Origin of the sequence: Halosimplex carlsbadense 2-9-1, from assembly GCF_000337455.1 — an archaeon.
GTDB lineage: Archaea > Halobacteriota > Halobacteria > Halobacteriales > Haloarculaceae > Halosimplex > Halosimplex carlsbadense.
In genome coordinates this window covers 13,541-38,646 of the sequence record NZ_AOIU01000024.1, presented here as the reverse complement: position 1 = coordinate 38,646, position 25,106 = coordinate 13,541, and the positions used below count along the sequence as shown (strand labels likewise).

The 25,106-nt window shown below is 68.8% G+C and carries 29 protein-coding genes and 2 tRNA genes; 2 read left to right on the top strand and 29 right to left on the bottom strand.

Annotated elements, in window-relative coordinates:
* Window positions 1-276: 276 nt before the first annotated feature.
* Window positions 277-441: a hypothetical protein gene (locus tag C475_RS24335; protein ID WP_006883751.1), complete on the top strand. Its 165-nt coding sequence runs from the start codon at window positions 277-279 to the stop codon at window positions 439-441.
* A 27-nt stretch (window positions 442-468) separates the two neighbouring features.
* On the opposite strand, the gene C475_RS10245 is transcribed toward C475_RS24335, so the two are convergent.
* The 29 genes from C475_RS10245 to C475_RS10105 form a co-directional block, all read right to left on the bottom strand.
* Window positions 469-819 (bottom strand): DUF7344 domain-containing protein, encoded by a 351-nt coding sequence (locus C475_RS10245; protein WP_006883750.1) that lies wholly within the window; start codon window positions 817-819, stop codon window positions 469-471.
* A gap of 79 nt (window positions 820-898) precedes the next feature.
* Window positions 899-1,630, bottom strand: coding sequence for a GNAT family N-acetyltransferase (locus tag C475_RS10240; RefSeq protein ID WP_006883749.1), 732 nt, complete (start codon window positions 1,628-1,630; stop codon window positions 899-901).
* 94 nt (window positions 1,631-1,724) lie between these two features.
* A complete protein-coding gene (locus C475_RS10235; RefSeq protein WP_006883748.1) occupies window positions 1,725-2,096 on the bottom strand; it encodes a hypothetical protein in 372 nt (123 codons plus the stop codon).
* A 40-nt stretch (window positions 2,097-2,136) separates the two neighbouring features.
* Window positions 2,137-3,804 (bottom strand): FAD-dependent monooxygenase, encoded by a 1,668-nt coding sequence (locus C475_RS10230; protein WP_006883747.1) that lies wholly within the window; start codon window positions 3,802-3,804, stop codon window positions 2,137-2,139.
* A gap of 2 nt (window positions 3,805-3,806) precedes the next feature.
* Window positions 3,807-5,477: an electron transfer flavoprotein subunit alpha/FixB family protein gene (locus tag C475_RS10225; protein WP_006883746.1), complete on the bottom strand. Its 1,671-nt coding sequence runs from the start codon at window positions 5,475-5,477 to the stop codon at window positions 3,807-3,809.
* Between the two features lie 2 nt (window positions 5,478-5,479).
* Complete coding sequence (locus tag C475_RS10220) at window positions 5,480-6,376, bottom strand: electron transfer flavoprotein subunit beta/FixA family protein (RefSeq protein WP_006883745.1); 897 nt, start codon at window positions 6,374-6,376, stop codon at window positions 5,480-5,482.
* Window positions 6,377-6,595: 219 nt separating this feature from the next.
* Window positions 6,596-6,925 (bottom strand): 4Fe-4S dicluster domain-containing protein, encoded by a 330-nt coding sequence (locus C475_RS10215; RefSeq protein ID WP_006883744.1) that lies wholly within the window; start codon window positions 6,923-6,925, stop codon window positions 6,596-6,598.
* A 154-nt stretch (window positions 6,926-7,079) separates the two neighbouring features.
* Window positions 7,080-7,733 (bottom strand): helix-turn-helix domain-containing protein, encoded by a 654-nt coding sequence (locus C475_RS10210; protein ID WP_006883743.1) that lies wholly within the window; start codon window positions 7,731-7,733, stop codon window positions 7,080-7,082.
* A gap of 194 nt (window positions 7,734-7,927) precedes the next feature.
* A complete protein-coding gene (locus C475_RS10205; RefSeq protein WP_006883742.1) occupies window positions 7,928-9,673 on the bottom strand; it encodes a glutamate--tRNA ligase in 1,746 nt (581 codons plus the stop codon).
* 52 nt (window positions 9,674-9,725) lie between these two features.
* Complete coding sequence (idsA3, locus tag C475_RS10200) at window positions 9,726-10,772, bottom strand: geranylfarnesyl diphosphate synthase (RefSeq protein WP_006883741.1); 1,047 nt, start codon at window positions 10,770-10,772, stop codon at window positions 9,726-9,728.
* A gap of 1 nt (window position 10,773) precedes the next feature.
* Window positions 10,774-12,120, bottom strand: a complete 1,347-nt coding sequence (locus C475_RS10195) for an RNase J family beta-CASP ribonuclease (protein WP_006883740.1) — start codon at window positions 12,118-12,120, stop codon at window positions 10,774-10,776.
* Between the two features lie 280 nt (window positions 12,121-12,400).
* Window positions 12,401-14,338: a hypothetical protein gene (locus C475_RS10190; RefSeq protein ID WP_006883739.1), complete on the bottom strand. Its 1,938-nt coding sequence runs from the start codon at window positions 14,336-14,338 to the stop codon at window positions 12,401-12,403.
* Window positions 14,339-14,419: 81 nt separating this feature from the next.
* Window positions 14,420-15,163 carry an isopentenyl phosphate kinase gene (locus tag C475_RS10185; RefSeq protein ID WP_006883738.1) on the bottom strand — a complete coding sequence of 248 codons (744 nt, stop codon included), beginning with the start codon at window positions 15,161-15,163 and terminating at the stop codon, window positions 14,420-14,422.
* On the bottom strand, window positions 15,160-16,143 hold the full coding sequence (mvk, locus tag C475_RS10180; protein WP_006883737.1) for a mevalonate kinase: 984 nt from the start codon (window positions 16,141-16,143) through the stop codon (window positions 15,160-15,162). The genes C475_RS10185 and mvk overlap by 4 nt, the downstream gene beginning before the upstream one ends.
* A gap of 78 nt (window positions 16,144-16,221) precedes the next feature.
* Window positions 16,222-16,599: a DUF5518 domain-containing protein gene (locus tag C475_RS10175; protein WP_006883736.1), complete on the bottom strand. Its 378-nt coding sequence runs from the start codon at window positions 16,597-16,599 to the stop codon at window positions 16,222-16,224.
* Between the two features lie 81 nt (window positions 16,600-16,680).
* Complete coding sequence (locus C475_RS10170; RefSeq protein WP_006883735.1) at window positions 16,681-18,291, bottom strand: molybdopterin-dependent oxidoreductase; 1,611 nt, start codon at window positions 18,289-18,291, stop codon at window positions 16,681-16,683.
* A gap of 108 nt (window positions 18,292-18,399) precedes the next feature.
* Entirely contained in the window at window positions 18,400-19,185 is a 786-nt protein-coding gene (gene rpsB, locus C475_RS10165; protein WP_006883734.1) for a 30S ribosomal protein S2, read from the bottom strand.
* A complete protein-coding gene (gene eno / locus C475_RS10160; RefSeq protein ID WP_006883733.1) occupies window positions 19,182-20,387 on the bottom strand; it encodes a phosphopyruvate hydratase in 1,206 nt (401 codons plus the stop codon). The genes rpsB and eno overlap by 4 nt, the downstream gene beginning before the upstream one ends.
* Complete coding sequence (locus C475_RS10155; protein ID WP_006883732.1) at window positions 20,384-20,560, bottom strand: DNA-directed RNA polymerase subunit K; 177 nt, start codon at window positions 20,558-20,560, stop codon at window positions 20,384-20,386. Before C475_RS10155 ends, eno begins: the two co-directional genes overlap by 4 nt.
* Window positions 20,557-20,757, bottom strand: coding sequence for a DNA-directed RNA polymerase subunit N (locus tag C475_RS10150; RefSeq protein ID WP_006883731.1), 201 nt, complete (start codon window positions 20,755-20,757; stop codon window positions 20,557-20,559). Before C475_RS10150 ends, C475_RS10155 begins: the two co-directional genes overlap by 4 nt.
* Window positions 20,758-20,764: 7 nt before the next feature.
* Entirely contained in the window at window positions 20,765-21,163 is a 399-nt protein-coding gene (locus C475_RS10145; RefSeq protein ID WP_006883730.1) for a 30S ribosomal protein S9, read from the bottom strand.
* Window positions 21,157-21,594 carry a 50S ribosomal protein L13 gene (locus C475_RS10140; protein ID WP_006883729.1) on the bottom strand — a complete coding sequence of 146 codons (438 nt, stop codon included), beginning with the start codon at window positions 21,592-21,594 and terminating at the stop codon, window positions 21,157-21,159. The genes C475_RS10145 and C475_RS10140 overlap by 7 nt, the downstream gene beginning before the upstream one ends.
* Window positions 21,591-21,941: a 50S ribosomal protein L18e gene (locus C475_RS10135; RefSeq protein WP_006883728.1), complete on the bottom strand. Its 351-nt coding sequence runs from the start codon at window positions 21,939-21,941 to the stop codon at window positions 21,591-21,593. Before C475_RS10135 ends, C475_RS10140 begins: the two co-directional genes overlap by 4 nt.
* Window positions 21,942-21,959: 18 nt before the next feature.
* Window positions 21,960-22,044 (bottom strand) — tRNA-Leu (locus tag C475_RS10130).
* Window positions 22,045-22,221: 177 nt separating this feature from the next.
* Window positions 22,222-22,989 carry a DNA-directed RNA polymerase subunit D gene (locus C475_RS10125; protein WP_006883727.1) on the bottom strand — a complete coding sequence of 256 codons (768 nt, stop codon included), beginning with the start codon at window positions 22,987-22,989 and terminating at the stop codon, window positions 22,222-22,224.
* Between the two features lie 2 nt (window positions 22,990-22,991).
* Window positions 22,992-23,381 carry a 30S ribosomal protein S11 gene (locus C475_RS10120; protein ID WP_006883726.1) on the bottom strand — a complete coding sequence of 130 codons (390 nt, stop codon included), beginning with the start codon at window positions 23,379-23,381 and terminating at the stop codon, window positions 22,992-22,994.
* A gap of 1 nt (window position 23,382) precedes the next feature.
* Window positions 23,383-23,901, bottom strand: a complete 519-nt coding sequence (locus C475_RS10115; RefSeq protein ID WP_006883725.1) for a 30S ribosomal protein S4 — start codon at window positions 23,899-23,901, stop codon at window positions 23,383-23,385.
* A complete protein-coding gene (locus C475_RS10110) occupies window positions 23,901-24,425 on the bottom strand; it encodes a 30S ribosomal protein S13 (RefSeq protein WP_006883724.1) in 525 nt (174 codons plus the stop codon). The genes C475_RS10115 and C475_RS10110 overlap by 1 nt, the downstream gene beginning before the upstream one ends.
* Window positions 24,426-24,447: 22 nt before the next feature.
* Window positions 24,448-24,532: transfer RNA gene (locus tag C475_RS10105), tRNA-Ser, on the bottom strand.
* Between the two features lie 232 nt (window positions 24,533-24,764).
* On the opposite strand from C475_RS10105, the gene C475_RS10100 reads away from it, so the two are divergent.
* Window positions 24,765-25,046, top strand: coding sequence for a hypothetical protein (locus C475_RS10100; RefSeq protein ID WP_006883723.1), 282 nt, complete (start codon window positions 24,765-24,767; stop codon window positions 25,044-25,046).
* Window positions 25,047-25,106 lie beyond the last annotated feature (60 nt).

The following is a 25,106-nucleotide window of genomic DNA, read 5'->3' as shown; positions in this document are numbered from 1 at the left end:
GCGCGGATAGTGCCCGCTCAGGCGACTACCGAACGCGAGCGCACCTCGCCCGTTCAGTCCGCCAAGAGCCCCAACCGCTCCGCACAGCACCGCAGACGGCCACGACCCTCCCCAACCGCTTCGCTCGCCTTCGGCTCGCTCATCCCTCGCACGATGCTGTCGCGGCATGAACGCCGCGACAGCGCGCGCCACCGCAATTGCTCACTCTCTGAGCTGTGTCGAACGCTCCCGTGAGACGCCACCAAAGACTCTCCTCGCGGCGCTCGAAGTAACGGTATGGTCGATTGCGCGGAGGACGGCTGCGAGGCCGAGGCGGTCGTGGAGTTGCACGTCCCCTGGGCCGACAATCGGTGGGTCTGCGCCGGCCACGCGCGGGTGATCGCGCGGCAGGACGGCGTGGTCGCGGACCCGCTGGACGGTTACGAAGACGAATGGCCCTGAACGGTCAACGGGCGAGCGACGCGGCGGTCACTTCGACTCCGGTTTCGAGGAGCCGCGCATCCACTCGTCGGATCGGTAGGACTGGACCACGTCGAGACAGCGCTCGACGAGCGGGTGAGAATCGTAGGTGACGACGCCGTCCTCGCGGTCGAACTCGACGACGTCGGCGTCGTCGAGCTTCGGAAGGTGGCGCTCGTGGAGTGCCGAGGCGAGCGCGTCGGGGTCCTCCCCGCACTCCGTCGCGACGGCGTCGACGAGGGCCGAGAGTTCCAGCGCTCCGCGGGGCGCCGTGCGGAGCACCTGCAGCACCGCGCGTCGCCTGCGGTCCGCGAGCAACTCGAACGTCGCATCAAGGTCGTCGTCCACGTCGTCGGTCATCGAGTACGACTTTGTGAGATCACTATATAAAAGACTACCGTGGTGGTCACGATCGCCCGGTTCGAGCGGCGAAGGGCGTTCAGACCGTCGTCGCGAGCATCACTTCGTCGAGGTACTCGCCGCCGATCTTGTAGTGGTCCTCCCGGACCGCCTCGACCTCCCAGCCGTGGGCTTCGAGAAATCCGATGGCGCCCTCGTTGGCGTCGGGGACGCTGTTGTAGATCTTCTCGTAGCCGTTGTCGCTGGCCCACTCGACGCCGCGTTCGAGGAGTTCGCTCCCGATGCCGTGGCCGCGGTACCGCTCTAAGACGCCGACCGTGAGTTCGGCCGTGTGGTCGAGTTTCGCCGTCTCGTGCGTGTTGAGGTTGACCCAGCCGACGACCTCGTCGTCGACGGTGGCGACGAAGAACACGCGGGACTGCAGTTCGTTGTGTCGCAACAGTACCTCCTCGTGGTCGACCACGTCGGCGACCGTCTCGGCGTCGACGTAGGTACCGCCACCGATGGCCTGGCGGATCACGCCTACCAGCCCCGTCAGGTCCTCCTCGCGGGCGCGGCGGATCGTCACCTGCAGGCCGTCGGAGCTGAACTCCTCCTCCAGTTCGTCGTCGTAGGCGATCCGCAACTCCCCCTCCGACTCCAGCAGGACGCCGTCGCGCTTGAGGATGGCGACGTGGTGGCCGAACGCCCGCGGCTCCATCTCCAGCGCCCGGCGAGCCTTCCGGGGCTGTACCGACCCGTGGCGCTCGACGTAGTCGTAGATGTCACGCCGGTCGTCGTGGTCGAACGACAGCTCCGCTGTTAGTTCCATGTGGGACGGTACCACTCCCCGATACTTAGCATTTATCACGGACGATCGAGATAGAATCGAGTTCGCGGACGGTTCGGTTGGTCGGCCGGCGGGCTCACTCGTCGTCGCGGTCGGGCACGCCGGTCAGGATCTGGGCTACGTCGACCACGTTGTGGGTGTCGAGCAGCGCCTCGGCGGCCGTGCGGACGGAGTGGTCGGGGTCGATCTCGACGCCGTAACAGCGGGCGTACAGTTCGAGGTGAGTGTTGAGGGCCCGCTCCAGTCGGTCGAACTCGGCCTCGCCGAAGCGGTGCCACTCGCCCGTGCGAGCGTCGACGTAGACGGCGACGGCCGCACCGACGCCCTCGCGGCAGACGGCCAGCGCGCGCTCCTCGTCGGGCGGGTCGGCCGGCGGGTCGAACGACGCCCGGGCGGCGGCCGCCTCCTCGGCCAGGTCGTCGATGCGGGCGCGGTACTCCGATGGCATAGGCAGGTGAATTCGGTTTAAACGGTCGCGATCGGCCGTCTCAGCCCTGTTCGTACTCGACACCCTTGCCGCCGCGGGGGTGGGTCCAGTCGGTGTCGGCGACGACGGCGCACGTGCCGCACTCGACACAGGGTTGGGTGTCGAGGCTGACGACGTGTTCCTCGGAGCCGTTCGTCCCGACGTACTCGTCGCGGTAGCAGCCGCCGCCGAAGTCCTTCGCGCTGACCGGACAGGCCGTCACGGCCGTCCCGCTGGCGGCGAAGGAGTTGTCTCGCAGCTCGATGTGAGGGTTGCCCTCGTCGATGTCGTAGGTCAGGTCGCCGATCCGGTCGTCGAGTTCCGGCGGCTCGACCGTGTTGACGCCCTCGACGGGCGCGCCGAGTTCCTCCGCGATGACCGTCGGGACGGTGACGTAGCCCATCCGCGTGTCCGGGAGCATCCCCATCAACAAGGGGGAATTGAACAGCGCTTCGGCCCGGTCCCCGAGCGCCGAGACGGCGGCCCGGCCGACCGCGGAGTCGGTCACGGCGTTCATCGCCGAGGCGACCGGGCCGACCTCGCCGAGCTTGCCGAGCGTCTTGTAGCGGGTGGGCTTGAGCTTGTCCATCACGCCCTCGTTCTCCAGTTTCGCCACGTAGCGCTCGCCGGCCGCGCCCGTGTCGCCCCGGGACCTGGCGTCGACGAACGCCTCTGCGGCCAGCGCGCCGGCGGTGACGGCGTGGTTCATCCCCTTGATGATCGGGCCCTGGGCCTGCATCTGGCCGGCCGCGTCGCCGACGAGCAGCAAGCGGTCACGGTACGGTGACGGGTGGGCCACCTTCTTCGAATCGGGGACGAGTTTCGCCGAGTACTCCAGTTCGTCGTACTCGTCGCCGAGCCAGTCCGCCAGCAGCGGGTGGGTCAGCAGGTTGTCGAGCAGTTCCTGGGGCTCGGCCCGCTCGTCGGCGATGGAGTCGAGGTGAAAGACCGTCCCGATCGAGAGCGAGTCGTCGTTGGTGTAGAGGAATCCGCCGCCGCGGACGTTCTCGAAGAGATCGCCCGAGAACAGGTGTGCGACGCCCTCGCCCTCGGCGACATCGAACCGGTTCTCGATGGCCCCGTCGGGCATGTCGACGACGGCTTTGACGCCCTGGAACCACTCGTCGGGCTCCTCCCAGTCCATCAGGCCCGCGTCGCGGGCGAGTTCGGAGTTGACGCCGTCGGCCGCGATTATCACGTCGGCCTTGATAGGGGCGAGTTCGTCGCAGGTGACGCCGACGATCTCGGCGCCCTCCCGCAGGAGGCCGTTCACTCGTACGTCCGTCAGGAGACCGCCGCCGGTCTCGCGAGTCATCTCGTGGACCTCGCGGGCGAGCCAGGAGTCCATCTTCCGCCGGAGCACCGAGTCGGCCCACTCCGTGTCGTGGTGGTGCAGGTCACCAAGGTCGAACGTTTTCACGTCCCGCCCGGCGACGTTGTGGATGTAGTGTTCGGTGACTTCGCGGTCGCTGGCCTCCTCGCGGAAGCCGGGGAACAGCTCGTCGATCGTGTACGGCGAGGACTCCTCGGCGTAGATCAGGCCGCCGGAGACGTTCTTCGACCCGGCGTCGACCCCTCGTTCCAGGACCAGCGTCTCTACTCCGTTCCGTGCGAGTGTCGCGGCCGCCGCCGCCCCGCCCGGGCCGGCGCCGACCACCACTGCCTCGTAGTGTTCGTAGTCGTCCGTCATGGTCAGTCGTCGCTCGCCTCCGCGACCGCCGTCGCCAGTTCGCCCGCCTCGACCGCCTCGGTCAGGCGGGGCAACACCTCGAACAGGTCGCCCTCGATGTAGTAGTCGGAGAACCCGCGGATATCCGCGTCCGGATCGGAGTTGATCGCGACGATCGTGTCGGACTCGTCCATCCCGACCTTGTGCTGGATCGCCCCGGAGATGCCCGCAGCGACGTACACGTCCGGTTCGACGACCTGCCCGGACTCGCCGATCTGGCGGTCCTCGCCGATGTAGCTCTCGACGTGGCCCTCGAAGTTGTACGAGGAGGTGATCACCCCGCGCGAGAGGCCAAAGGCGGCGTCGTCGAACGCGTCGACCAGATCGAGGCCGAGTTCGATCCCCTCGGTGGGGCTGTCGCCGATACCGCGCCCCATCGCGACGACCACGTCGTGGCCGGTCAGGTCGATCCCCGAATCGAGCGTGTCGAACTCCGTCACGTCGACCGCGAACCAGTCGTCGTCCAGATCCATCTCGTACTCGACGACCTCGCCCTCGCGCTCGGAGTCGGGCTCGGGCAGGTCGAAACTCCCCGGGATAACGGAGGCGCCCTGCGGGTGGAAATCGCGGAAGGGCTTGTCGATACAGAGGATCGTCGAGTACTCGAAGCCGGAGAAGTCCGGGCGCTTCATGTGCAGGATGCGCTCGAACTCCTTGCTATCGCCGGGGTTGCCGGTTTTGGCGGGATTGGAGATCATCGCCTCCTCGATGTACAGCCCCGAACAGTCCGAGGCCAGCCCCGAGTCGAGTTCGCCCTGCACGAGCGCCGACAGGTCCCGGCCGTTGTTCGTCGCCGGGAAGACCGTATACCGCGGCTCGTCGTAGTCCTTCCAGTCGACGTCCTCGTGGCCCTCGTCGGCGACCTGCCCGCCCGCGCGAGCCATCGAGCAGAAAATCTCGGTGTAGGGCTTGTGGCGGAACCGCTCCAGCCGGTCGTCTTCGAGGGAGACGACGCGGTCGGCACCGAACTCGATCACCTGCTCCGCGAGATCGCCCACGGAGTCGCCGATCAGGACGGCGACCACGTCCTCGGGTTCGCCGTCCTCGTCGCCGCCGTAGCGATCGTTGTAGTCGTCCATCAACTGGCGAGCCTTCCCGAGCATCTCCATCGACACGTCGATGAGCTCGCCGTGCTGGGTCTCGCAGTAGACCCACATGTCGCGGTACTCGGCGTCTTCGAGCCGCTCGACCCACTGCTTGTCGGCGGTAGGGTGGTCCAGATCGGGGTGTTTCTCCTCGGGTGGGACGTACTCCAACTCCTCGCCGTCCTCGTCGTCGCTGCCCTCGATGGACTCGATCCGGTCCTCGATCTGTCCCTTCGCGGTCTTTCGGTCCTGGCCGGCCTCCTCGCGCTCCAGCATCTCCCGGAGCACGTCGGCGTCGTCGACGCCGCGGACCAGATTCGCGATGTCCGCGACGGTCAGATCGGAGAGGTCGACCGATTCGGGGTCGACCTCCGCGTCGTCTTCCTCCAGTTTCTCGATGCGGCTCTCGATCAGCGTCTTCACCGGCGGGCGGTCCTCGCCGTCTTCCTCCAGCTCCAGCATCTCCCGCAACTCGTCGGCGTCGTCGACCTCCTTGATCTTCGGTCCCAGATCCGCGATCTCGTGGTCTGTGGGGTCTATCTCGGGCACTGTCAGTCACCTCCGGCGTACGGCGCGAGTTCGTCGACGACGCGCTCCATGGCCGCGTCGTCGTCGGGGTCGACCACCGTCGCCTCCCGTTCTGAGGGGGCCTTGGGGATGGGGTCGACGCCGGCGACGATGGTGGGCGAGCCGTCGAGCCCGATGTAGTCGGGGTCGAGGTTCAGCGCCGCGTGGTCCCACATCGTGAACCGGTCCCAGTCGGTCGGGTCCAGATCTGAGTCGTCGTCGAGGTACTCGCCGAACTCGTCGGCCCGCTCGCCGGTCGTCTCACGCAGGTCCTTGTGTTTCAGCCGGTGGTCGGCCCGGCGGTAGGTGGGCTCGAACTCGGGGTCGGCGACGACGAACGCCGGCAGCGGCGCCTCGACGGTCTCGATCTCTTCCACGTCGCCCTCGACGAGGCGCTTGGCGCGGAGAGTCCCCGCTTCCTCGTCGATGTCGAGCGAGATGACGTGTGTCACGAGCGGCATATCGAGACACCACTCCGTCTGGGGGCCGGTGTGGCCCGTCTCCCCGTCGGCGGTCTTGAAGCCCGCGAACACGAGATCCGGTGGGTCGTCGAGCTTCTGGATGCCGGTGGCGGCGGTCATCGCCGTCGCCCAAGTGTCGGCGGCGCCCATCTCCCGGTCCGAGAGCAGGTACAGGTCGTCGGCGTACACGTCTCCCATTCCCTCCTGCAGGACCTCCATGTAGCCGGGCGGCCCCATGCTCATCAGCGAGACGGTCCCCCCGTTGCGGACCTTCGTCTGCAGCGCCGCCCTGAGCGCGTGTCTGTCGTTCGGGTTCATCACCGTCGGCGTCTTCCCCCGCTCCAGGTGGCCGTCCTCGTCGAACGAGACCTGGCCCTCCCTGAAGTCCGGGACGCCTTTCGTCAGTACGACGCTATGCATATTGGTATCACACAGTTTGGTAGCCGAGTGGACAATGGGTAAGTTTTTCGTCCATCGAAACCACTGATTCGGGACACGTCCCGGTATCGAGATTCGTTCGCCGAGAATTGACTGCTCGATGCCCGTACCCAAGGAATAGGCGCAGAGGTGGGAACTACTCGGAAAGCGACCAGTCAAAAGACGGGACGTGACGGCGGTCGGCCACCGAGCCGAGTCGTCTCAGATGCGGCCGGCGCGGCCGGGGTCGACGTCGATGGCGTCGACGGGGCAGACGTCGACGCAGAGCATGCAGTCGATGCACTGGTCCTCGTGGGCCGGGTCGGCTTTGATCTCGCTCTCGGGGTGGTCGGGGGTGTCGACCCACTCGAAGACGTCGACGGGACAGTCCTCGAGGCAGGCGCCGTCGGCCAGACAGATGTCGAAGTCGACGGCCACGTGTGTGCCGTGAATACCCAGCGTCTCGGGTTCCTCGACCGGTCCCCAGACGTTGTGCCCCTCGTGTTCCTCCGCGATGTCACGATTGTTCTCGAACTCCGGATCGATGGCCATGGCTACCTAGAGTCACCGGCCGGGCCACCGTAAACCTTGCTCCCGTCGAACCGCACGACGACGGCCGGTTCGGATGCGAGCGGCGCCGAACGGCCCCTCGGTTTCGGGCTTCGCCACCCGGCCTCCCGGCTGGTCGCACCCGACGGTGCCGCCGTCAGGTCTCGTGAGAGGTGAGGATGGTGTTGGTGACGAGCCTGACGATCGCTCGCCGGAGCCGTTCGGTGACCGCCTGGTCGGAGATGCCGAGTTGCTCGGCCAGCTCGACCGTCGTGCAGTCGCGAGGGATGTCGTAATACCCCTCCTCGACGGCGAGGACGATCGCCTCGCGCTGGCGTTCGGTCAACCCGAACCACGGACCGAGGTCGGGCTTGCTCGGGTTGTAGACGCGGATGACCTCGAAGCCGATGTCGCTCTCGCGACAGCGCTCCTGGAAGGTCGACATCGCGTCGTGAGACGGAAAGCGCAGCTCGAAGCGCCAGGAGTCGCCGGTCCCGGTCGCGTTGAGGATGTACGCGTTGACCGAGCGGATGGTCCGAAAGACGGCGTCGTTCTCGACCGACCACTCGAAGGTGTAGAGCACCCGGTCGTCGTAGGTGTCGATCTCGACGAGGTCCTCGACCGACGACGCCTCGAAGACCGTCTCCTCGAACGCCTCGAAGTCCGCACCGTAGACCCAGAAGAAAGGGACGGCTCGTTCCCCGGTCGGGACCAGCGACTCCAGCTCGACCGTCCCCGAATCAGATACGTCCATGATACGTCCCAGCTCGAACTCCGTCGAGGGAATGCTAATCTCGGCGATAACGCTCATATAGACAACGCTTCCGTGTTACACGGCCCGCCCGAAAGCCAATGAGCATGACACATCATGCAACGTTATCGTTTCTGAATCCGTTCGTGTCTGTCGAACCGACTGACGCGGTCGGCGACAAGCGGTCCGGTTTCCAAAGCCGGTCGGCGGAGATGTTCGAGGACACTTCCGGTGACACGGAGACCCGCGAGCGGTCAGGGATGGGTGTAGTACGCGACGGCGGGGTCGTCCGTGCCGCGGGACGGCACGCTGTCGAGCCGGGCGAAGCCGACCCGTTCGAACTGGACCAGGTCGTCGACCTCGTAGTCGCGGACGCCCGGCTCGGCGACGCCGGTCACGTCGCCGTCCATCGTCCGCAGGCGCAGGCGCGGTCCCTCGGCCGGCACCCAGTGGATCACGTCCACGTCGCCCTCGCGGACTACGTCCAGATCGTCGCCCGTCGCGACCAGTTCGTCGTCCTCGTAGCGGACGCAGCCGTAGCCCTTGAGCCACACCCGCTCGCCCGCCGCGGGGAGATCGGCCGTCTCGACGACCACGCCGTCCTCGACCGGGATCGACCGCCGGCCGCGGTCCTCGTGGTTGGGGTGGACGAGCGGCTCGCCCTCCTCGGGGCCGCCCGAGACCGGCAGCTCGACGCTGCCGTCGGTGCCCGGGCCCTCCGAGCGGACGAAGAACGCACGGTCGGTTTCCTCGTCGATCAGGTCGCGGTTGGTCGCGTAGATCGACGACATCGCGAGGTCGACGTTCGACGAGGAGGTCCCGAGTTCGACCATCGCGTCGACGATGGCCTCGCCGCGGATCCCCCGCCGTCGGAGGCTCGCGATGGTCGGCGCTCGCGGGTCGTCCCAGCCCGTCAGTTCGCCGGCCTCGATCTGCTCGATGATAGTGGAGGTGCTCATCGGCACGTCGTAGGCGTCGATCTGGACGTGCCCCCAGTGGACGACTTCGGGGTACTCCCAGCCGAAGTAGTCGTAGACGAACGCCTGCCGCTTGGCCGAGTCCTGCAGGTCGATCCCGCGGATGATGTGTGTGATCCCCGTGAGATGGTCGTCGATCCCGCTCTGGAAATCGAGCATCGGCCAGCAGCGGTAGTCGGCGGCCGCCTCGCGCGGGTGCGGCGTGTCGATCATCCGGAAGGCCACGAAGTCACGCAGGGCGGGGTTCTTGTGCTCGATGTCGGTCTTGACCCGCAGGACCATCTCGCCGCTGTCGTACTCCCCGTCGACCATCGCGTCGAACTCCTCGTGGACCGTCTCCGTGTCCTTGTCGCGATGGGGACAGGGCTCGGCCGAGTTCTTCAGCTCCGAGAACTCTTCGCCCGGACACGAACAGGTGTAGGCCCCGCCGAGGTCGATCAGCTCGCGGGCGTGGTCGTAGTAGATATCGACCCGGTCGCTGGCCTTGATCACTTCGTCGGGCTCGAAGCCGAGGTAGTCGACGGCCTCGACGATCTCGTCGTAGGCGTCCAGATCCGGTCGTTTCGTCTCGGGGTCGGTGTCGTCGAACCGACACAGCATCCAGCCGTCGTACATCTCCTTGTACGTCCCGATGACCGCGGGCATCCGGGCGCTGCCGAGGTGCCACGGGCCGTTCGGGTTCGGGGCCAGCCGCATCCGCACCTCGTCGTACTCGGAGACGTTCGGCAGGTCCGGGAGGACCTGGTCGTCTTCCTCGTCTTCGGCCTCCAGTTCCTCGACGCGCTCGGGCGCGAGTGCTTCGAGCCGCTCGCGCTTCCCGGCGGCGTCCATCCCGTTGACCCGCTGGACGACCGGTGCCACCACACCGGCCATCTCGTCGCCGTACTCGCGGAACTCGGGATTCTGGCCCATCAGCGGGCCCATGATGGCCCCGACCTGCGCGTCGCTGTCGTGTTTCAGCGCGTTGAACAGCGCGTCGACCTCGGCGGCCTCTTCGGCCTGCTCGCGTACGTCTTCGTCCATTGGAAGGGACTTCTTGTCCCCGCGTAAAAACCGCGTTGGGTTCGACCGCGAGTCAGTACTCGCGCTCGATGAGGTAGTCGGCGATGTCTTCCAGTCGAGCGCGGGCCTCGTTGTCGGGGAGGACTCGGAGGTTGTCCTTGCCGCTCGCGATGAGGTCCCGGGCGGTCTCGCGGGCGTACTCGATCGAACCCGCCTCGCGCAGGCGGTCGACGGCGGCCTCGATCTCGGCCTCGTCGACGGCCTCGACGGAGTCAGTCTCGACCAGGTCGTCCACGTCGACGCCCTGCTCGCGGGCGTGGAGGGTGATCAGCGTCTGCTTGCCCTCGACGAGGTCCGACCCGCGCTGTTTGCCCAGCTTCTCGCTGGGCGTGGTGAGATCGAGCAGGTCGTCCTGGATCTGGAACGCCCGGCCCACGTCGAGGCCGTAGCCGTGCAGCGAGTCGACGGCCTCGTCGTCGGCGCCGACGAGCATGGCCGGGATGGCCGCGCTGGCCGCGTACAGCACCGCGGTCTTGAGTTCGACCATCTCGAGGTACTCGTCGGTGGCGACGGCGTCGCGGGACTCGAAGTCGATGTCCAGCGACTGCCCCTCGCAGATCTGGGTGCAAGTCGTCGCCAGTTCCATGAGCGCCGCGTTGGTGCGCTCGGGTGCGGCGCCCGTCTCGACGAGGTACTGGAAGGCCTTGGAGTAGAGGGTGTCCCCGGCGAGGATCGCCGTCGAGAGGTCGTATTCGCGGTGGACCGAGGGGACGCCGCGCCGCAGGTCGTCGTCGTCCATGATGTCGTCGTGGATGAGGGTAAAGGACTGGATGACCTCGACGCTGACCGCGGCCTTGAGCACGTCGACCGTCCCGCTGTCGGCCGGGAACGACCGGTAGTCGGCGGTCTCGGGGTCGGCGTCCACGTCGGCCAGCGACTCCGCGACCAGCAGGACGACGGTCGGACGGAGCCGCTTCCCGCCGGCGTCGAGCAGGTAGCGCGCCGCCTCGTAGAGCCGCTCGGGCTCGTCGACCGGCAACTCCTCGGGGACCGCCTGGTTGACGCGCTCGCGGCGCGCGACGATCGCCCGCTCGACGGCCGCCTGGGACTGTCGGCTCATGCTACTCGACCAGCTGGATCAGGTTGCCGTTGCGCGTGACGTGCAGGTCACGTCCCATCTTGTAGCCCTCGCTCTCACAGAGGTTGACGTAGTCCGAGAAGCCCGAGAGGTCCTGGTGGGCCGGGATGATGTTCTGGGGCTGGAGCGCGTCGAGCATCTCGTAGTGGCCCTCCTTGTTCAGGTGGCCCGAGACGTGGATGTCGTCGTAGATGCGCGCGCCCTGCATGCCCAGCAGCTTCTCGCTCTGGTAGCGCTGGCCCTCGTTGGTCGGCTCCGGGATGACCCGCGCCGAGAAGATGACCTTGTCGCCGTCGTCGATCTCGTAGGGCGTCTCGCCGCGGCCCATGCGGGTGAGCATGGCGCGGGGCTCGCCCTGGTGACCGGTCACGATAGGCAGGAAGTTCTCCTTGCCCTCGTTCATGATCCGCTTGAACGTGCGGTCGACGGACTTGCGGTGGCCGTACATCCCCAGATCGTCCGGGAAGTCGACGAAGTCGAGTCGCTCCGCGGTGCCCGAGTACTTCTCCATCGAACGACCGAGCAGGACGGGCTGGCGGCCGATGTCCTCGGCGAACTCGACGAGCGAGGTGACACGCGCGATGTGGGAACTGAACGTCGTCGCGACGATGCCGCCGTCGTAGTCCTCCAGGGAGTACATCACGTCCTTGAGGTGGCGACGGGCGACCGACTCCGAGGGCGTGCGGCCCTTCTTGCCCGCGTTGGTGCAGTCCTCGATGTAACAGAGGACGCCCTCGCCCTCGCGGCCGATCTCGCGGAACCGCTCCATGTCGATCGGGTCGCCGATCACGGGCGTGTGGTCCATGCGCTTGTCCAGCCCGTAGACGATGGCGCCCTCGGGCGTGTGCAGGACCGGGTTGATGGCGTCGATGATGGAGTGGGTGACGTTGACGAACTCGAGTTCGTTCTTGTCCCCGATCGACATCGTCTCGCCGGCCTCCATCTTCTTCAGATCGTTCTGGACGCCGAACTTCTCCTCGCTCTTGATCTGCTGTTTGACGAGCTCGATCGTAAAGGGCGTCGCGACGATGGGCGCGTCGTAGCGGTGGGCCAGCTTGGAGATGGCGCCGATGTGGTCGAGGTGGCCGTGTGTCGGCACGATGGCCTTCACGTCGCCCTCCAGGTCGGACATGACGCGGTCGTCGGGGATCGCGCCCATGTCGATCAGGTCGAGGCTGTGCATCCGTTCGGTCTCGACGTTGTCGTGGATGAGGACCTTCGAGAGGTTGAGGCCCATGTCGAACACCACGACGTCGTCGCCTGCGCGAACTGCCGTCATCTGGCGGCCGACTTCCTCGTAGCCGCCGATAGTTGCGATTTCGATTTCCATGGTTTGCACTCCGAGGAAGGCTCGCCCGCGACGGCGGTGCGACCGGCGAACAGTGGACGCTGGCGTGACTGCCCCGCTCCGAACCGTCCCGGTCGACCGACCCGCGAGCCCTCGAAGTCGTCCGACGGCTCTCGCGTCACCGGCACGGCCGGAGCGCAGTCCGCATCGGCGCCCGATGCGTCAGCCGGCCGCCCACTCCGTACCCGGGCGGCCGTATGCTCGGTTACCTCCACATATACGGCGTGGTTTTAAAAAGCGTGCGACTCGTCTCCGCGAGCTGTCACTCCTCGCCGAGGTGGCCCGGACCCGTCGTCCAGTCGCCACCGTCCGCCTCGGACTCGTCGCCGTCGTCGGCGTCGGACGTGTCCCCATCGCCGGACTCCTCGACGACGCCCGCTCCCGGGGGGCCGGCGTCGTCACCCTCCTCGCTCTCGGACGGGGCCTCGCCCGCACCGACCGCGTTCGAGTCGGTCCCGCCGTCCGCCGGGCCCTGGGCCAGCGGGTCGTCCGACTCGTCAGTGGGCGTGTCTCGATTTTCGGCCGGATCGGGATCCGCGGGCGCCAGCGGGTCGTCGCTCCCGCCGGGAGCCAGCGGGTCGCCGGAGTCGTCCGGAGCGAACGGACCGTCGGATTCGCCCGCCTCGTCGGTCGGGAACGGTTCGGGCTCCTCGGCCGCGCTGTCCGGGACTGCGGCGGGCGTTCCGCCCTCGGTATCGCCGCCGTCCTCGCCGTCGTCGGACGGCACAGCCGCACCGTCCGCTGGAGCTGCCGCCTCGCCCGACGCCGCCGACCGCGCGTCGTTCTCCTCGGCCACCGTCGTCGGGTCCGACCGCTCGTCCTCGTCACCGGGCGCGAACGGGTCCCCGTCGGCGTCGGTTGCGAGCGGGTCGTCCCCGTTCGTCTCCGGCGCCAGCGGGTCGTCCGCCGGTCCGTCCGACACGGCGCCCGGTCCGGAACCCCGCGTGGAGTCGTCGCCGGAAGCCGGACCACCGCCCGAACTCGCTCCGGCGCCGTCCTCCCGGTCAGTCCCGTCGTCGCCCGATGCGTCCGCGTCCGAACCCTCGGCCGCGCCGGCATCGTCTCCCGGCCCCCGGGCCGGACCGCCCGCCTGCCCGAACCCGAGTTCCTCGGCGATACCGCTCTGGTTGGCCACGTCCTCCGGCGACTCCCGCGGGCCTTCGGCGTCGTCGACTGCCGCGCTCGTCTCGGTGGTGTCGGACTCCGAGTCCGGTTCCGGTGGGTCGTCGGCCCCCGATTCGTCGTCGGCCCGGTACCCGGCGTCGTCCGTCGCCGCCGGGGTGCCCTCCGTCTCGTCGCCGGCGTTCCCGTCGGTCGGGGCTCCGCTGTCGGGTTCGCCGTCCCCGGCGAGCGGGTCGGACTCGCCTCCCTCCGCATGGTCCGCCCCGGTCGCTTCGTCGCTCGCGCCGCCGGGCGATACCCACTCGTCTGCCGTCGTCTCGTCCGACTCGTCGGCGGGGGTCGCCGCCTCGGGACTCTCGTCGGTCGCCGTCGTCGGCTCGTCCGCATCGACGGCCGGCCGGTCGCCCCCCTCGGACGCGGCCGAACCGCCGGGACCCGAATGGGACGGTCGTTCCTCGCGGTCGGCTCTCTGGGGGTCGACACCGGGTGCCCGCGTCGCCTCCCGATCCGGCTCTTGGGACGACGCGGCGGGTCCGTCCGCCGGTTCGGCGGGCTCGTCGTCCCGACCGTCGGTCGCCGCCGGACCGGTCCGGGCTGTGGCGGTTCCCCGCTCCCGGGGTTCGGGCTCCGGTCGCTCGTCGGCGCCCGCGTCGCCGCCCAGCGGGTCGTCGGACCCGTGGGCCGGACCCGCTGTACTCGCGCACCCGCCGGATCCGGACTCCCGCTCCGCGTCCGCGTCGGTCTCCTCGCTCGCGTCGGTCTCCTCGCTCGCGTCGCTCTCCCCGCCGTCGGACGGCCCGACGGCGCCGACGACGCCCGCCCGCGTGCCGTCGGCGACGAGCTTGTACGCGATCCCCGTCTGGCCGGCGCCGTAGACGAAGACCCCGAGGACGACGGCGAAGCCACCCGCCGCCGCCTGTGCCCCATCCGCGGTCACGTCGGCCGCACCGACGTTCCCCTCGGTGAGCGCCCAGACGCCACCGGCGACTGACGCGGCGCAGACGGCAACCAGTACCAGCCAGTACGAGAAGAGGTAGAAACCGTACCGAAACGCCGCTCGGCGGGGGACCGATGTCATATCACCCCCATTGCATAGCCCGACCTAATAGGTTACGCCGTTCGGGTCGGCGACACGTCCCGCCCGCGGTGGGACCGCGCGTCACTCCCCGCGGACGACGGTCCCGGGCGACCCGCCGGCGACGAACTCCTCGAGACCCTCGGGACCGAAGACGTGTGCCGGCGCCCCGAGCGCGAGCAGTTTCTCCACCTTGGCGGCCATCCCGCCGGTCACGTCCGTCGCGTCGCTGCCCCCCAGCGCGTCGGCGGCGTCCGCGAACCGGTCGATCCGCGCGATCACGTCGCCGTCGCCGTCGAGGACTCCGGGAACCGTCGAACAGAGGCCGACCCGGTCCACGTCGAGCGCGCCGCTCTCGGCCAGCGCCACGACGAGGTCGTCGCCGCTCGTGACCGTCACGCCGGCCCCCGACTGGACGACGCCGTCGCCGTGGAGCACCGGGACGAACCCCTCGGCCAGCATCGTCGCCGCGCTCCCCGTCGGCAGGGAGAGGTCGCCGTCGGCGTCGCGGCTGGCGAGCGACAGCGGTCTCACCGGGAGCGCCTCGATGCCCGCCTCGTGGAGCGCGTCGAGGACGGCGGCGTTGAGCCGCCCCATCGCGTCGTGGATCGCGCGGGCATCGGCGGCCGAACGGGTCCCCGACTCCGTGCTGACCCCGCGCTCGGCGGCGGCGTGGTGGCCGAAGCTCCCGCCGCCGTGGACGAGGATCAGGTCGCCGTCGAAGTCGGCCACCGCCTCGGCCGCCCGCGAGAGCGCGGCCTCGTCGACCGTCTCGGGCGAGTCCTTCTCGGTGACGACGCTCCCGCCGAGCTTCAGCACGGTGGTCATTCGACGCGGACTCCCTCGGTGTCCAGTTCCGCCCGGAACGTCTCCTCGCAGCCGGGGAGATACCGCAGCGCGGTCTCGGTCTCCTCGGTCTCGTCGAGCGCGACGACGCAGCCGCCGCCGCCGGCGCCCGTGAGCTTCGCCCCGAGCGCGCCGGCGTCGCGGGCCGCCCACACCATCGCGTCCAGCGACCGCGAGGAGACACCCAGCGCCGACAGCAACCCGTGGTTGAAGTTCATCAGCTCGCCGAGTTCGGCGAGGTCGCCGGCCGCGAGCGCCGCCTCTCCGCTGCGTACCAGGTCGCCGACCGCGGCCACGGTGTCGGCCGCGAAGTCGTAGGAGTTCTTCAGTTCGCGCACGCCCGCGACGAGCGCGCCCGTGTCGCCCGCGCCGCCGTCGAAGCCGACGACGAACGGAAGGTCCGGCGCGTCGAGCGACCGGCAGTCGTCGCCCTCGACGCGAACGGCGCCGCCCGTCGCCGAACAGAACGTGTCCGCGCGGGAGGCGTTGCCCTCCTGGACGGCCAGCTCGGCGGAGTAGGCGCGTTCGGCGACCTCGTCGGTCGAGAGGTCCGCGCCGAGCTCCTCCGCGGCCGCGTAGATGCCCGCGGCGGTGACCGCCGCCGAGGAGCCGAGTCCGGCGCCCAGCGGGATCTCGCTCTCGATGGTGATGTCGAAGCCGGCGTCGGGCGCATCGGCGGCCTCGCGGGCCTGTTCGACCGCGGCGTCGACGTAGCCGGTCGCCGCCTCGACGAGCGACTGGGGCACGTCCACGTCCGGGTCGCCGCTCGCCGTTCCCCCGTACTCGACGGTGAACCCGTCGAGGCTGAGGTCCTCGGCGTGGACGCGGAGGTGGTCGTCGGCCCGTCGCTCGACCGTTACCCGCGCACGGCGGTCGATGGCGCAGGGCACCGCCGGCTCGCCGTACACCACTGCGTGCTCCCCGAAGAGATACACCTTCCCGGGAGCGCTCGCGGTAACCATGCCCGCTCATCGCACCCGCGGGGAAGTAATGGTTTCCGAAGGGCCGCGGGAAGTCGCCGACCGGTCCCCCGTTTCGCCTCAGATATCGATGTCCGTGTCTTGCTTGACGTAGTTGCCGATCCAGCCGCCCAGGGCGCTCAGGCCGACCGTGTAGATAGCGACGAGCGCGAAGATGCCGACCGCTATCACCCCGCCGATCGCCAGCCCCGCCGCCTCACCGCTCCCGACGGCGATGACCCCGAAGAAGCTGAGCGCCAGAAACAGGACCGCCGTGAGCGGGATCAGTCCGATGATCCCGGACAACACGCCGACTTTCAGCCCGTCCGAGCGGGTCCCACCCTGCAGATAGCCCGCGACCGCACCGCCGGCCGCGGGGCCGAACGGAATGAACCCGCCCACGACTGCGGTCACGATGGCACCGATCAGCGCGTTGATGAACGTGTTGCCTTCCTTCATGCGCCCCCGTTCTCCCACGTGTGACTTAAAAGTGCCACTCGATCCGACACGGTACACCGCCGACGCGCCCCGTTTTGCCGCTCACAGCGAGACGGTCACGGAGTGCCACCCCGTCGAGCCGCCGGGGTGAGCGCCCGTTTCCTCGCTCGTCTGGCGCTCGCCGGTCCCGTCCGTGGCGCGGACGACCACGTCCTTCGGCCCCGAATCCGGCAACTCGGCGACGTGGCGGAAGCGCCGCCAGGCGTGGGGCGAGGGCGGATCTTCGAGGGTCGCGTCGGCCCACGTGTCGCCGCCGTCGAAGCTCACCTCGACGCCGTCGATCCCGCGCCGGCCGCCGTAGGCGACCCCACCGACGGCCACGCGGTCGCCCCGGCGCTGGACCGAGCGGACGTACGAGAGCGTGTTGACGACGGCCTCCTCGACCCAGCCGCGAGCCTCCCAGTAGCCCTCGTGGTCGCCGGCGCTGACCTCGATGGCTTCGACCCACTTCGTCGATTTCATCCCGTAGCGGCCGGGGATCAGGAGCCGCGCCGGGAAGCCGTGCTCCTTCGGAAGAGTTCGCCCGTCCATCCCGACTGCGAGCACGATGTCCTCGCGGTCGCTCACCGCGTCCCACGGGATCGCCTCCGTGTAGCCGTCCGCCGCCAGCGTCACCACGTCCTCGGCGGCGTCGGGAACGCCCGCTTCCTCCAGGAGCGCCCGAACCGGCACCGCCCGCCACTCGGCGGTGCTGATGAGGTCGCCGCCGACGGAGTTAGAGATACACGCCGTCGTGACCGTCATATCGCGAGCCTCGGGGTGGGTGACTACGTCGGAGAAGGAGAGATCGTAGGACTCCTGGACCGCGCCGCGGACCGACAGCGACCACCGCTCCGCGTCGACGCTCGGATTGGAGACGTTCTTGTCGACGACGTAGTGGTCGGCGGCCGTCCCGACCGCCGCCGGCATCCCCGCGAAGTCGTAGCCGAACGCCGGGTCCGCGTCGGGCTCGGCGACCGAGACGACGACGTTCTCGGTCGTGCTTCGTGATTCGAGTATCTCGCCGGTCCTCGGTGGCGTCGCCGTGCGTCCGGAGTCGGGGGTCGTCGTCCCTTCGTCGCGCTTCTCGGCGACCGCGTCCAGCGACTCGCCGGGCTGGGGTCCGTCACCGGAGGTCGCCGGTCGACCAAGGCTCCGGGCCGCGATCGCGCCACCTGCCGCCAGCCCGACCGCGCCGCCGAGGTTCCGGAGCGTCCGTCGCCGACCCACCGACGGACGGTGGCCCCCGCTCGCCAGGCGGAGGAGCCCCGGTGGCGCCAGCGCCAGCGCCGTCGCGAGCGTCCACCGCCAGAAGACGCCGTCGCCCGCTGCCCGAAAGCCCACGGCCGTCAGGACGACCACGAGTATCGAGACGCCGGTGGCGAGGTAGCGCTCCTGGCTCCGGGTGGGTCCGTACCCCTCGGTGAAGGCCGCGATCCCCGCTGCGGCGGCCACCGCCGCGATCGCGATACCGGCCATCAGCGCGGGCTGTGCGGCCGCGCCCAGCGTCTCGATCGCCAGCGTCGCGACCGCCCCGGGCGAGGCCTCGATCACGACCTGCGCGGCGACCGCCAGCGGGTGCCCGCCCACCAGCGGCGCGGCCGCGAGGATCCCGACCAGCCACACGACCGCCGTCGCCGCCCACCCGAACACGGCGCGTTCCCGTCCGTCCATGCCCCGGTCTCAGGACTGACGGCGGTAATACTTTGTGCGGACGCGCCACCACGGTACGGCGGCTGCTACGAGGTCGAACCGTTCGAAACAGAAGTCGAAACGAGCGCGTTAAATCTCGGTCTCGAAGTCGTCGAGACCGTAGGACGGCTCGGCGCCGCGGCGGTCGAGCGTCTCGTTGGCCAGCAGCCAGTAGACGACCGACAGGGCCTTGCGCCCCTTGTTGTTGGTCGGGACGACCAGGTCGACGTTGGAGGTCTGGTTGTTGGAGTCGCACATCGCGATGACCGGGATGCCGACCGTGATAGCCTCCTTGACGGCCTGGGCGTCGCCGATGGGGTCGGTGACGACCACGACGTCGGGCTCGATGTAGCCCTCGTAGTCGGGGTTGGTCAGCGTTCCCGGGATGAAGCGGCCGGTGCGGGCGCGGGCGCCCACGGCGTCGGCGAACTTCTCGGCGGGGAAGCGGCCGTACTGGCGCGACGACGCCACGAGGATCTGCTCGGGGTCGTAGTTGGCCAGGAAGTCCGCCGCGGTCCGGATACGGGTGTCCGTCATGCTCACGTCGAGCACGTACAGCCCGTCGGTCCGGACGCGGTGGATGAACCGCTGCATGTCCTTGGTCTTCTGCTGGGTACCGATGTGGACCCCTGCGGCCAGGTAGTCCTCGACGGGGATGAGGAGGTCTGCCTCGTCGTCGGGCATGACGTCCTCGTCGAGGGCGGGCCCCTCGTCGGCCTCCTCGGCCGGCTCCTCGTCGGCCGCCTCGTCGGCGACCCGCTCGTCGGCCCCAGTGGCCGGTTCCTCAGTCTCTGTCTCGGCCGCCGCGTCCTCGTCGACCTCGGGGTCGACCTCGGAGTCGCTGGCGTCGAGACCTTCGTTTTCGTTTCCGCTCATACTGCGTTGTCCTCGATTCGGATGAGTTCGTTCAGCTTGGCAGTGCGCTCGCCCGCGACCGCGCCCGTCTTGATGAACGGCGCGTCCGTCGCGACTGCGAGGTGTGCGATGGTTGCGTCCGTCGTCTCACCGCTGCGGTGGGAGACGACGTGTCCGTAGGCGTTCTCGACCGCCAGCTCGATGGCGTCGAACGCGTCCGACAGCGTCCCGATCTGGTTCGGTTTGATCAGGATGCTGTTGGCCGCGCCCTGCTGGATGCCCTCACCCAGCCGGTCGGTGTTGGTCACGAAGAGGTCGTCGCCACAGACTAAGGTACGGTCGCCGACCTGCTCGGTGAGGTCGGCGAACCCCTCGTAATCGTCCTCGTCGAGGGGGTCCTCGACGTACTTGAGGTCGTACTCGCGCACGAGGTCGGCGATGTACTCGACCTGCTCCTCCGTCGATCGGACCTGGTCGGAGTAGACGTAGCCGCCTTCGTCCTCGTCGTACATCTCCGCGGCGGCCACGTCCAGGCCGAAGCGGATCTCGAAGCCGACCTCGTCGGCGACGGCCTTGGTCGCCTCGTCGACGATCTCGAAGGCCTCGGCGTCGTCGATCGACGGCGCCCACGCGCCCTCGTCGCCCTTGCCGCAGGGCTCGTCGCGCTCGATCAGGATATCGTGGACCTTCGCGTGGACCGCGGCGTTGGCGAAGATGGCCTCCGACACGGAGGGCGCCCCGACGGGCGCCGCGAGGAACTCCTGGATATCCGTCGCGTCGGCGGCGTGTTCGCCGCCGCCGACGATGTTGCCCAGCGGAATCGGGAACGTGTTCCCGCGGAAGGTCCCGCCGAGGTGCTGGTACAGCGGCGCGCCGGTGACGCTGGCGCCGGCCTTCGCGGCGGCCATCGAGATGGCGACCGCGCTGTTGGCGCCGATGCCCGAGAAGTCGTCGGTGCCGTCGGCGGCGGCCAGCGCCGCGTCGACCTCGCGCTGGTTGCCCGCGTGGACCTCCCCGACGAGTCGGGGGATCGCGTCCTCGCGAGCCTTCGCGATGGCCTCGGCGGCCGGCAGTTCGATGGCCTCGTACTCGCCGGTGGAGGCGCCGCTCGGTGCGGCCGCGCGGCCGAAGCCGCCCTCCTCGGTCAGCACGTCGGCCTCGACGGTGGCGTTGCCCCGCGAGTCGAGCACGCGGCGCAGCCGAACGTCGGTGACGAGCGTCATCGCTCACCCCGACGGACCGTAAAGGGCAGCGCACCGGAGTCGTACTCCTCGGCGGCGATCAGGATGGGCTGAGTCTGCTCGGTGTCGACGAGCACGGGCGCCCCGTAGGCCACCTGCAGCGCTCGCGCGCCGATGATGCGGGCCTTCTCGTAGCGGTTGTACGATTGGCTCATTGGTAGGGTGCGACGATGTCGACCAGGTCCTTGTGCGAGACGAGCATCCGCCGGCAGCAGTGCCGTTCGACGCCCAGGTCGTCGAGGACCTTCTCCGGGTCCTCGGCCTCTTCGGCCTCGCGGGTGCGAGCCTTGAACTCCTCCCAGTGTTCGCCGACGACGTTGCCGCACGTGAAACACCGGACCGGGACCATCATGGCGATATCACCGGTAGGATTTCTGGTAGCGGGCCCGTGCGCCGGGGCCGCCCCACTTCTTGGACTCGCTCTGGCGCACGTCGTTGACCAAAAGCGACCGGTCGAACTCCATGAACGCGTCGCGCAGCTCGGCGTCGTTGGTGTGCTGGACCAGCCCGCGGGCGATGGCGGTGCGGGCCGCGTCGGCCTGCCCCATCACGCCGCCGCCCTGCACGTCCACCTCGACGTCGACTCCGTCGCGGAGGTCGTCGTCGGCCAGGCGGAACGGTTCGAGCATCTTCAGCTGGGCCAGCTCCGGCTCGGTCAACTCCACTGGCTGTGCGTTGATACGCACACGACCCTCGCCCTCGCGGATCGTCGCGCGGGCCACGGCCGTCTTCTTCTTGCCTGAGGTGTTCGTTACCATGTGTTGTTGGCTCCCAGCGCCTCGCTCACGTCGCCGAGCGAGACGAACTTGATGTTCGACAGTCGGTCCAGCGACGTGCCGTCGAGGACCTCGCCCTCGTCGTCGTAGGGGTTGCCCACGTAGACGCGGACGTTCTCGAAGGCGTCGCGACCGCGCGTCGTCTTGTAGGGCACCATCCCGCGGATCGACCGCTTGAGGATGCCGTCCGGTCGCTTCGGGTAGGCCGGCCCCTGGTCGGAGCCAAGCTCCCGGCGCGTCTCGAACGTGCCGATCACGTCGTCCTCGCTGCCGGTGATGACCGCCGCCTCCGCGTTGACCACGGCGACGCGCTCGCCGTCCATCGCCCGTTCGGCGACCTGCGAGGCGACGCGACCGAGGATGCAGTCACGCGCGTCGACGACCACGTCGGCCTCGAACTCGGCGAGGCTCATCGGATCACCCGCACGTTCGATCCCTCGGGGTTGTTCTCGAGTACCTGTTCTAGCGGTGCCGCCTCGCCGACCTGGTCGATCTTCTTCTCGGCCGTGCCGGAGAAGTCGACCGCAGCGACGGTCACGTCCTTCTGCAGGACGCCACTGCCGAGCACCTTGCCGGGCACGACCACGGTCTCGTCCTCCTGGGCGTATCGCTCGATACGCCCCAGGTTGACTTCCGCGTGGGTGCGCCGCGGACTCTCTAAGCGCTCGGCCACGTCGCCCCAGACGTCGCCGCCCGAGTTGCGGGCGGTCGTCTTGAGGTCAGCGATGAGGCTACTGAGTCTCGGATTGCTCTTGCTCATACGTTTCTCCTAGAAAAGTGCAGGGAGCAGGATTTGAACCTGCGGACCCCTACGGGACAGCGCCCTGAACGCTGCGCCGTTGGCCTGACTTGGCTATCCCTGCTCGCGATTCTGTCTTTCGTGCCGCCCTTCAAACCGCTTTCGATCCCGGCGCTCGCCGCGCCGGATCGAGCCGCCGCCTGCGCGTTTGCAGCCAGGCGAACGGAGCGCTCGTGGCCGTCGGAACTGCTGCCCGACGACCGGATGCGAGCGCCGTGGGTTTGAAGGGGGCTGTTCATCGTTACAGTTGGATCGATTCGCGCAGTTCGTCCGCGCGGTCGCGAAGCGAGCCGACCGCCCGGGTCACGAGTTCGTCGACCGTCAGCGACCCGTCCGTCTCGACGTGGAAGACGAAGGCGTTCGGTACGTCTTCGACTTCGATCTCCTTGCCCGGGTAGCGCTGGGTCAGGTCGTTGCCGAACTCGTCCGTGTGGACCAGCTCGCCGTCCTCTTCGACGACCCCGCGCAGGATGTGGGGCTCCTCGTCGGCGAACTCGCCCTTGTCGCCGACGACCTCGACGCGCTGGAGGTGACGGTAGCCGACGGCCACGCCGCCCTGATGTTTGGCGTGGTCTCGACCTCGGTCGAGCACCGCGTCGGCCTCGGCTTCGAGCCGCTGGCCGGCCTTGAGGTCGATGATCGGGATGTTGTCGTTGGCGGGTCGGACCATCTCGTCGCTGGAGACGATGTCGCCCGAGTAGGCCGTCACCGTCTCGGTCGTCTCCTCGCGGCTCGGCCCCTCCACGTCGAGCGCCAGCGTCACTTCGTCGCCGATCTCGAACTCGCCCTCGGGCGTGGTCAGCGGGACCAGCCCGAGCCGGAGCCCGATCTGCTCGTCGAACATGACGCTGGAGTTCTCCACGACACGCAGCTCGTCGATGGAGAAGGTGGGCACGTCCGCGACCATCGCGCGGCGAATGCCGTTGGCGAACGCGGGGGTGATCCCCCGCACCAGGAATCGCGCTTCCCGGTCGCCGCGTTCGACGAACTCGACCTCGTAGTCCTCCATCGTTAGAATCCTGCGTTCTTGGGACCGCGGGTGCCGTCGTGCGGGATCGGGGTCACGTCCTCGATGCGACCGATCTCCAGGCCGGCTCGCGCCAGCGCGCGGATGGTCGCCTGCGCGCCCGGACCGGGGTTGGTCTGCTGGTTGCCACCCGGACCGCGCACGCGGACGTGAACGCCCTCGACGCCCTGCGCTCGGACCTCCTCGGCGACGACCTCGGCCATCTGCATGGCCGCGTACGGCGAGGCCTCGTCGCGGTTCTGCTTCACGACAGTTCCGCCCGAGGACTTGGCGAGCGTCTCGGCGCCCGTCTCGTCGGTGATCGTGATGATCGTGTTGTTGAACGATGCGTGCACGTGGGCGATGCCCCACTTGTCGTCCTGGGTCTCGCTCATGTTATTGGTCCTCCGCGCGTTCGGGGTGGAGTTCGTCCGTCAGCGGGCTCGTCGAGTCGAACTCGACGCTCCCTTCCTCGCTCACGTCGACCTTCTTCGAGGGTCGGGTGACGCGCTGACCCTCGACGGTGACGTGGCCGTGGGAGACGAACTGGCGGGCCTGGCTCGTCGTATTGGCCAGCCCCTTCCGGTAGACGACCGTCTGGAGCCGCCGTTCGAGGATGTCCGTCACGTCGAGCGACAGGATGTCGTCCAGCGAGTCCGTCTCGTCGAGGACGCCGATGCGCTTGAGGCGAGCGAGGAACTCCTCGGTCTCCTTGGCCGCGCCCTCGGTCTCGGTCTGGCCCAGCAGCTTCCGGGCTTCCCGGCGGTAGGCGCGCAGCTCGGACTGGGCGCGCCACAGCTCCTCCTTGTTCTTGAGGCCGTACTGACCGGTGAGCGCGGACTCCTCGCTGATGCGCTCGCCCTGGTAGGGGTGGTTGGGCGTCTCGTAGAACTTGGTGTTGCTACCGAGCGCCATTACTCCTCATCCCCCTCTGCTTCGGCCGCCTCGGCCTGTTCTTCCTTGATGGCCTCGACGTTGACGCCGATGGTGCCCTCGGAGCGGCCGGTGGACTTCGTGCGCTGACCGCGGACCTTCTGTCCGCGCTTGTGCCGGACGCCCTTGTAGGAGTTAATCATCTTCATGCGGTTGATGTCCTGACGACGGGACATCTCGAGGTCGGTCCCCGTCTCGTGGGTGGCCTCGCCGGCGAAGAAGTCGTTCCGGTGGTTGACGAGCCACTCGGGCGCCTCCTCGGCGAAGCCCTCCACGAGAGCGACGATCTCGTCGATGTCGTCCTCGTCGAGTTTGCCGAAGACTGCCCGGCGGTCGATGCCGGCCTCCTCGGCGATAATGCGGGCCGCGCGATGGCCGATACCGTTCATGTCGGTGAGCGACCGCTCGACGGACTTCGTGCCGTCGAGGTCGGTCTGGCCGATTCGGACGAAGTAGCGAATGTCTTCCTCCTCGCTCTCGTCCGGGTCTTGGTCTTCTGCACTCATGTGTCTGTGATTCGGGTGTGAGCGTCGTGGCGGGGATTCGAACCCCGGAGGCTGTACGCCACAGAGTTAGCAACCCTGCGCCTTGGGCCAGGCTTGGCTACCACGACACGCACTTGCAGCGTGCGGTTGTATACTAGCGCCCTCGCGCGGTCGGTCCGGCGGGACTCGGGACCCGATGCCCCTGCACGAGCGTACCTGAATTACCTCCCGGCCCCTATTTAAACATCACGGAGTGAATCCATCGCGGGGGTCGGTGGCACGGACCTCGGCCCGCGGGTTGACGGTGACCCCCGCCCGACCCGCCGTCACCGCTTTGCCCGCCCGGGCCGACGTGTCGATATGGCCGATACTGAATCCGTTGACCCGGCCGACGGCGAGGCCGTCCGGCGCGCCCTCGAACGCTTCGCCGGGTCGGGCACCGTCTCCGAGCGCGACGACGGGTCGCTCGTCGCCGATTTTCGCGGGACGACCCACGTCACGGTCCACCCAGGCGGCCGGATCGAGACCGGGATGCCCCTCCACGAGTTCTCGGGGGTCCCCGAGCGGCTCGTCTTCGACCACGACGCGGGGGAGCTCCGCGTCGAGCGCGACGGCGTCACCTACACGTTCCGGCGGCCGTAGCCCCAAGCTCACGGAGCCAATCGTCGGGACCGGCTCTGCGCAGGGGTTAACACGGACCGC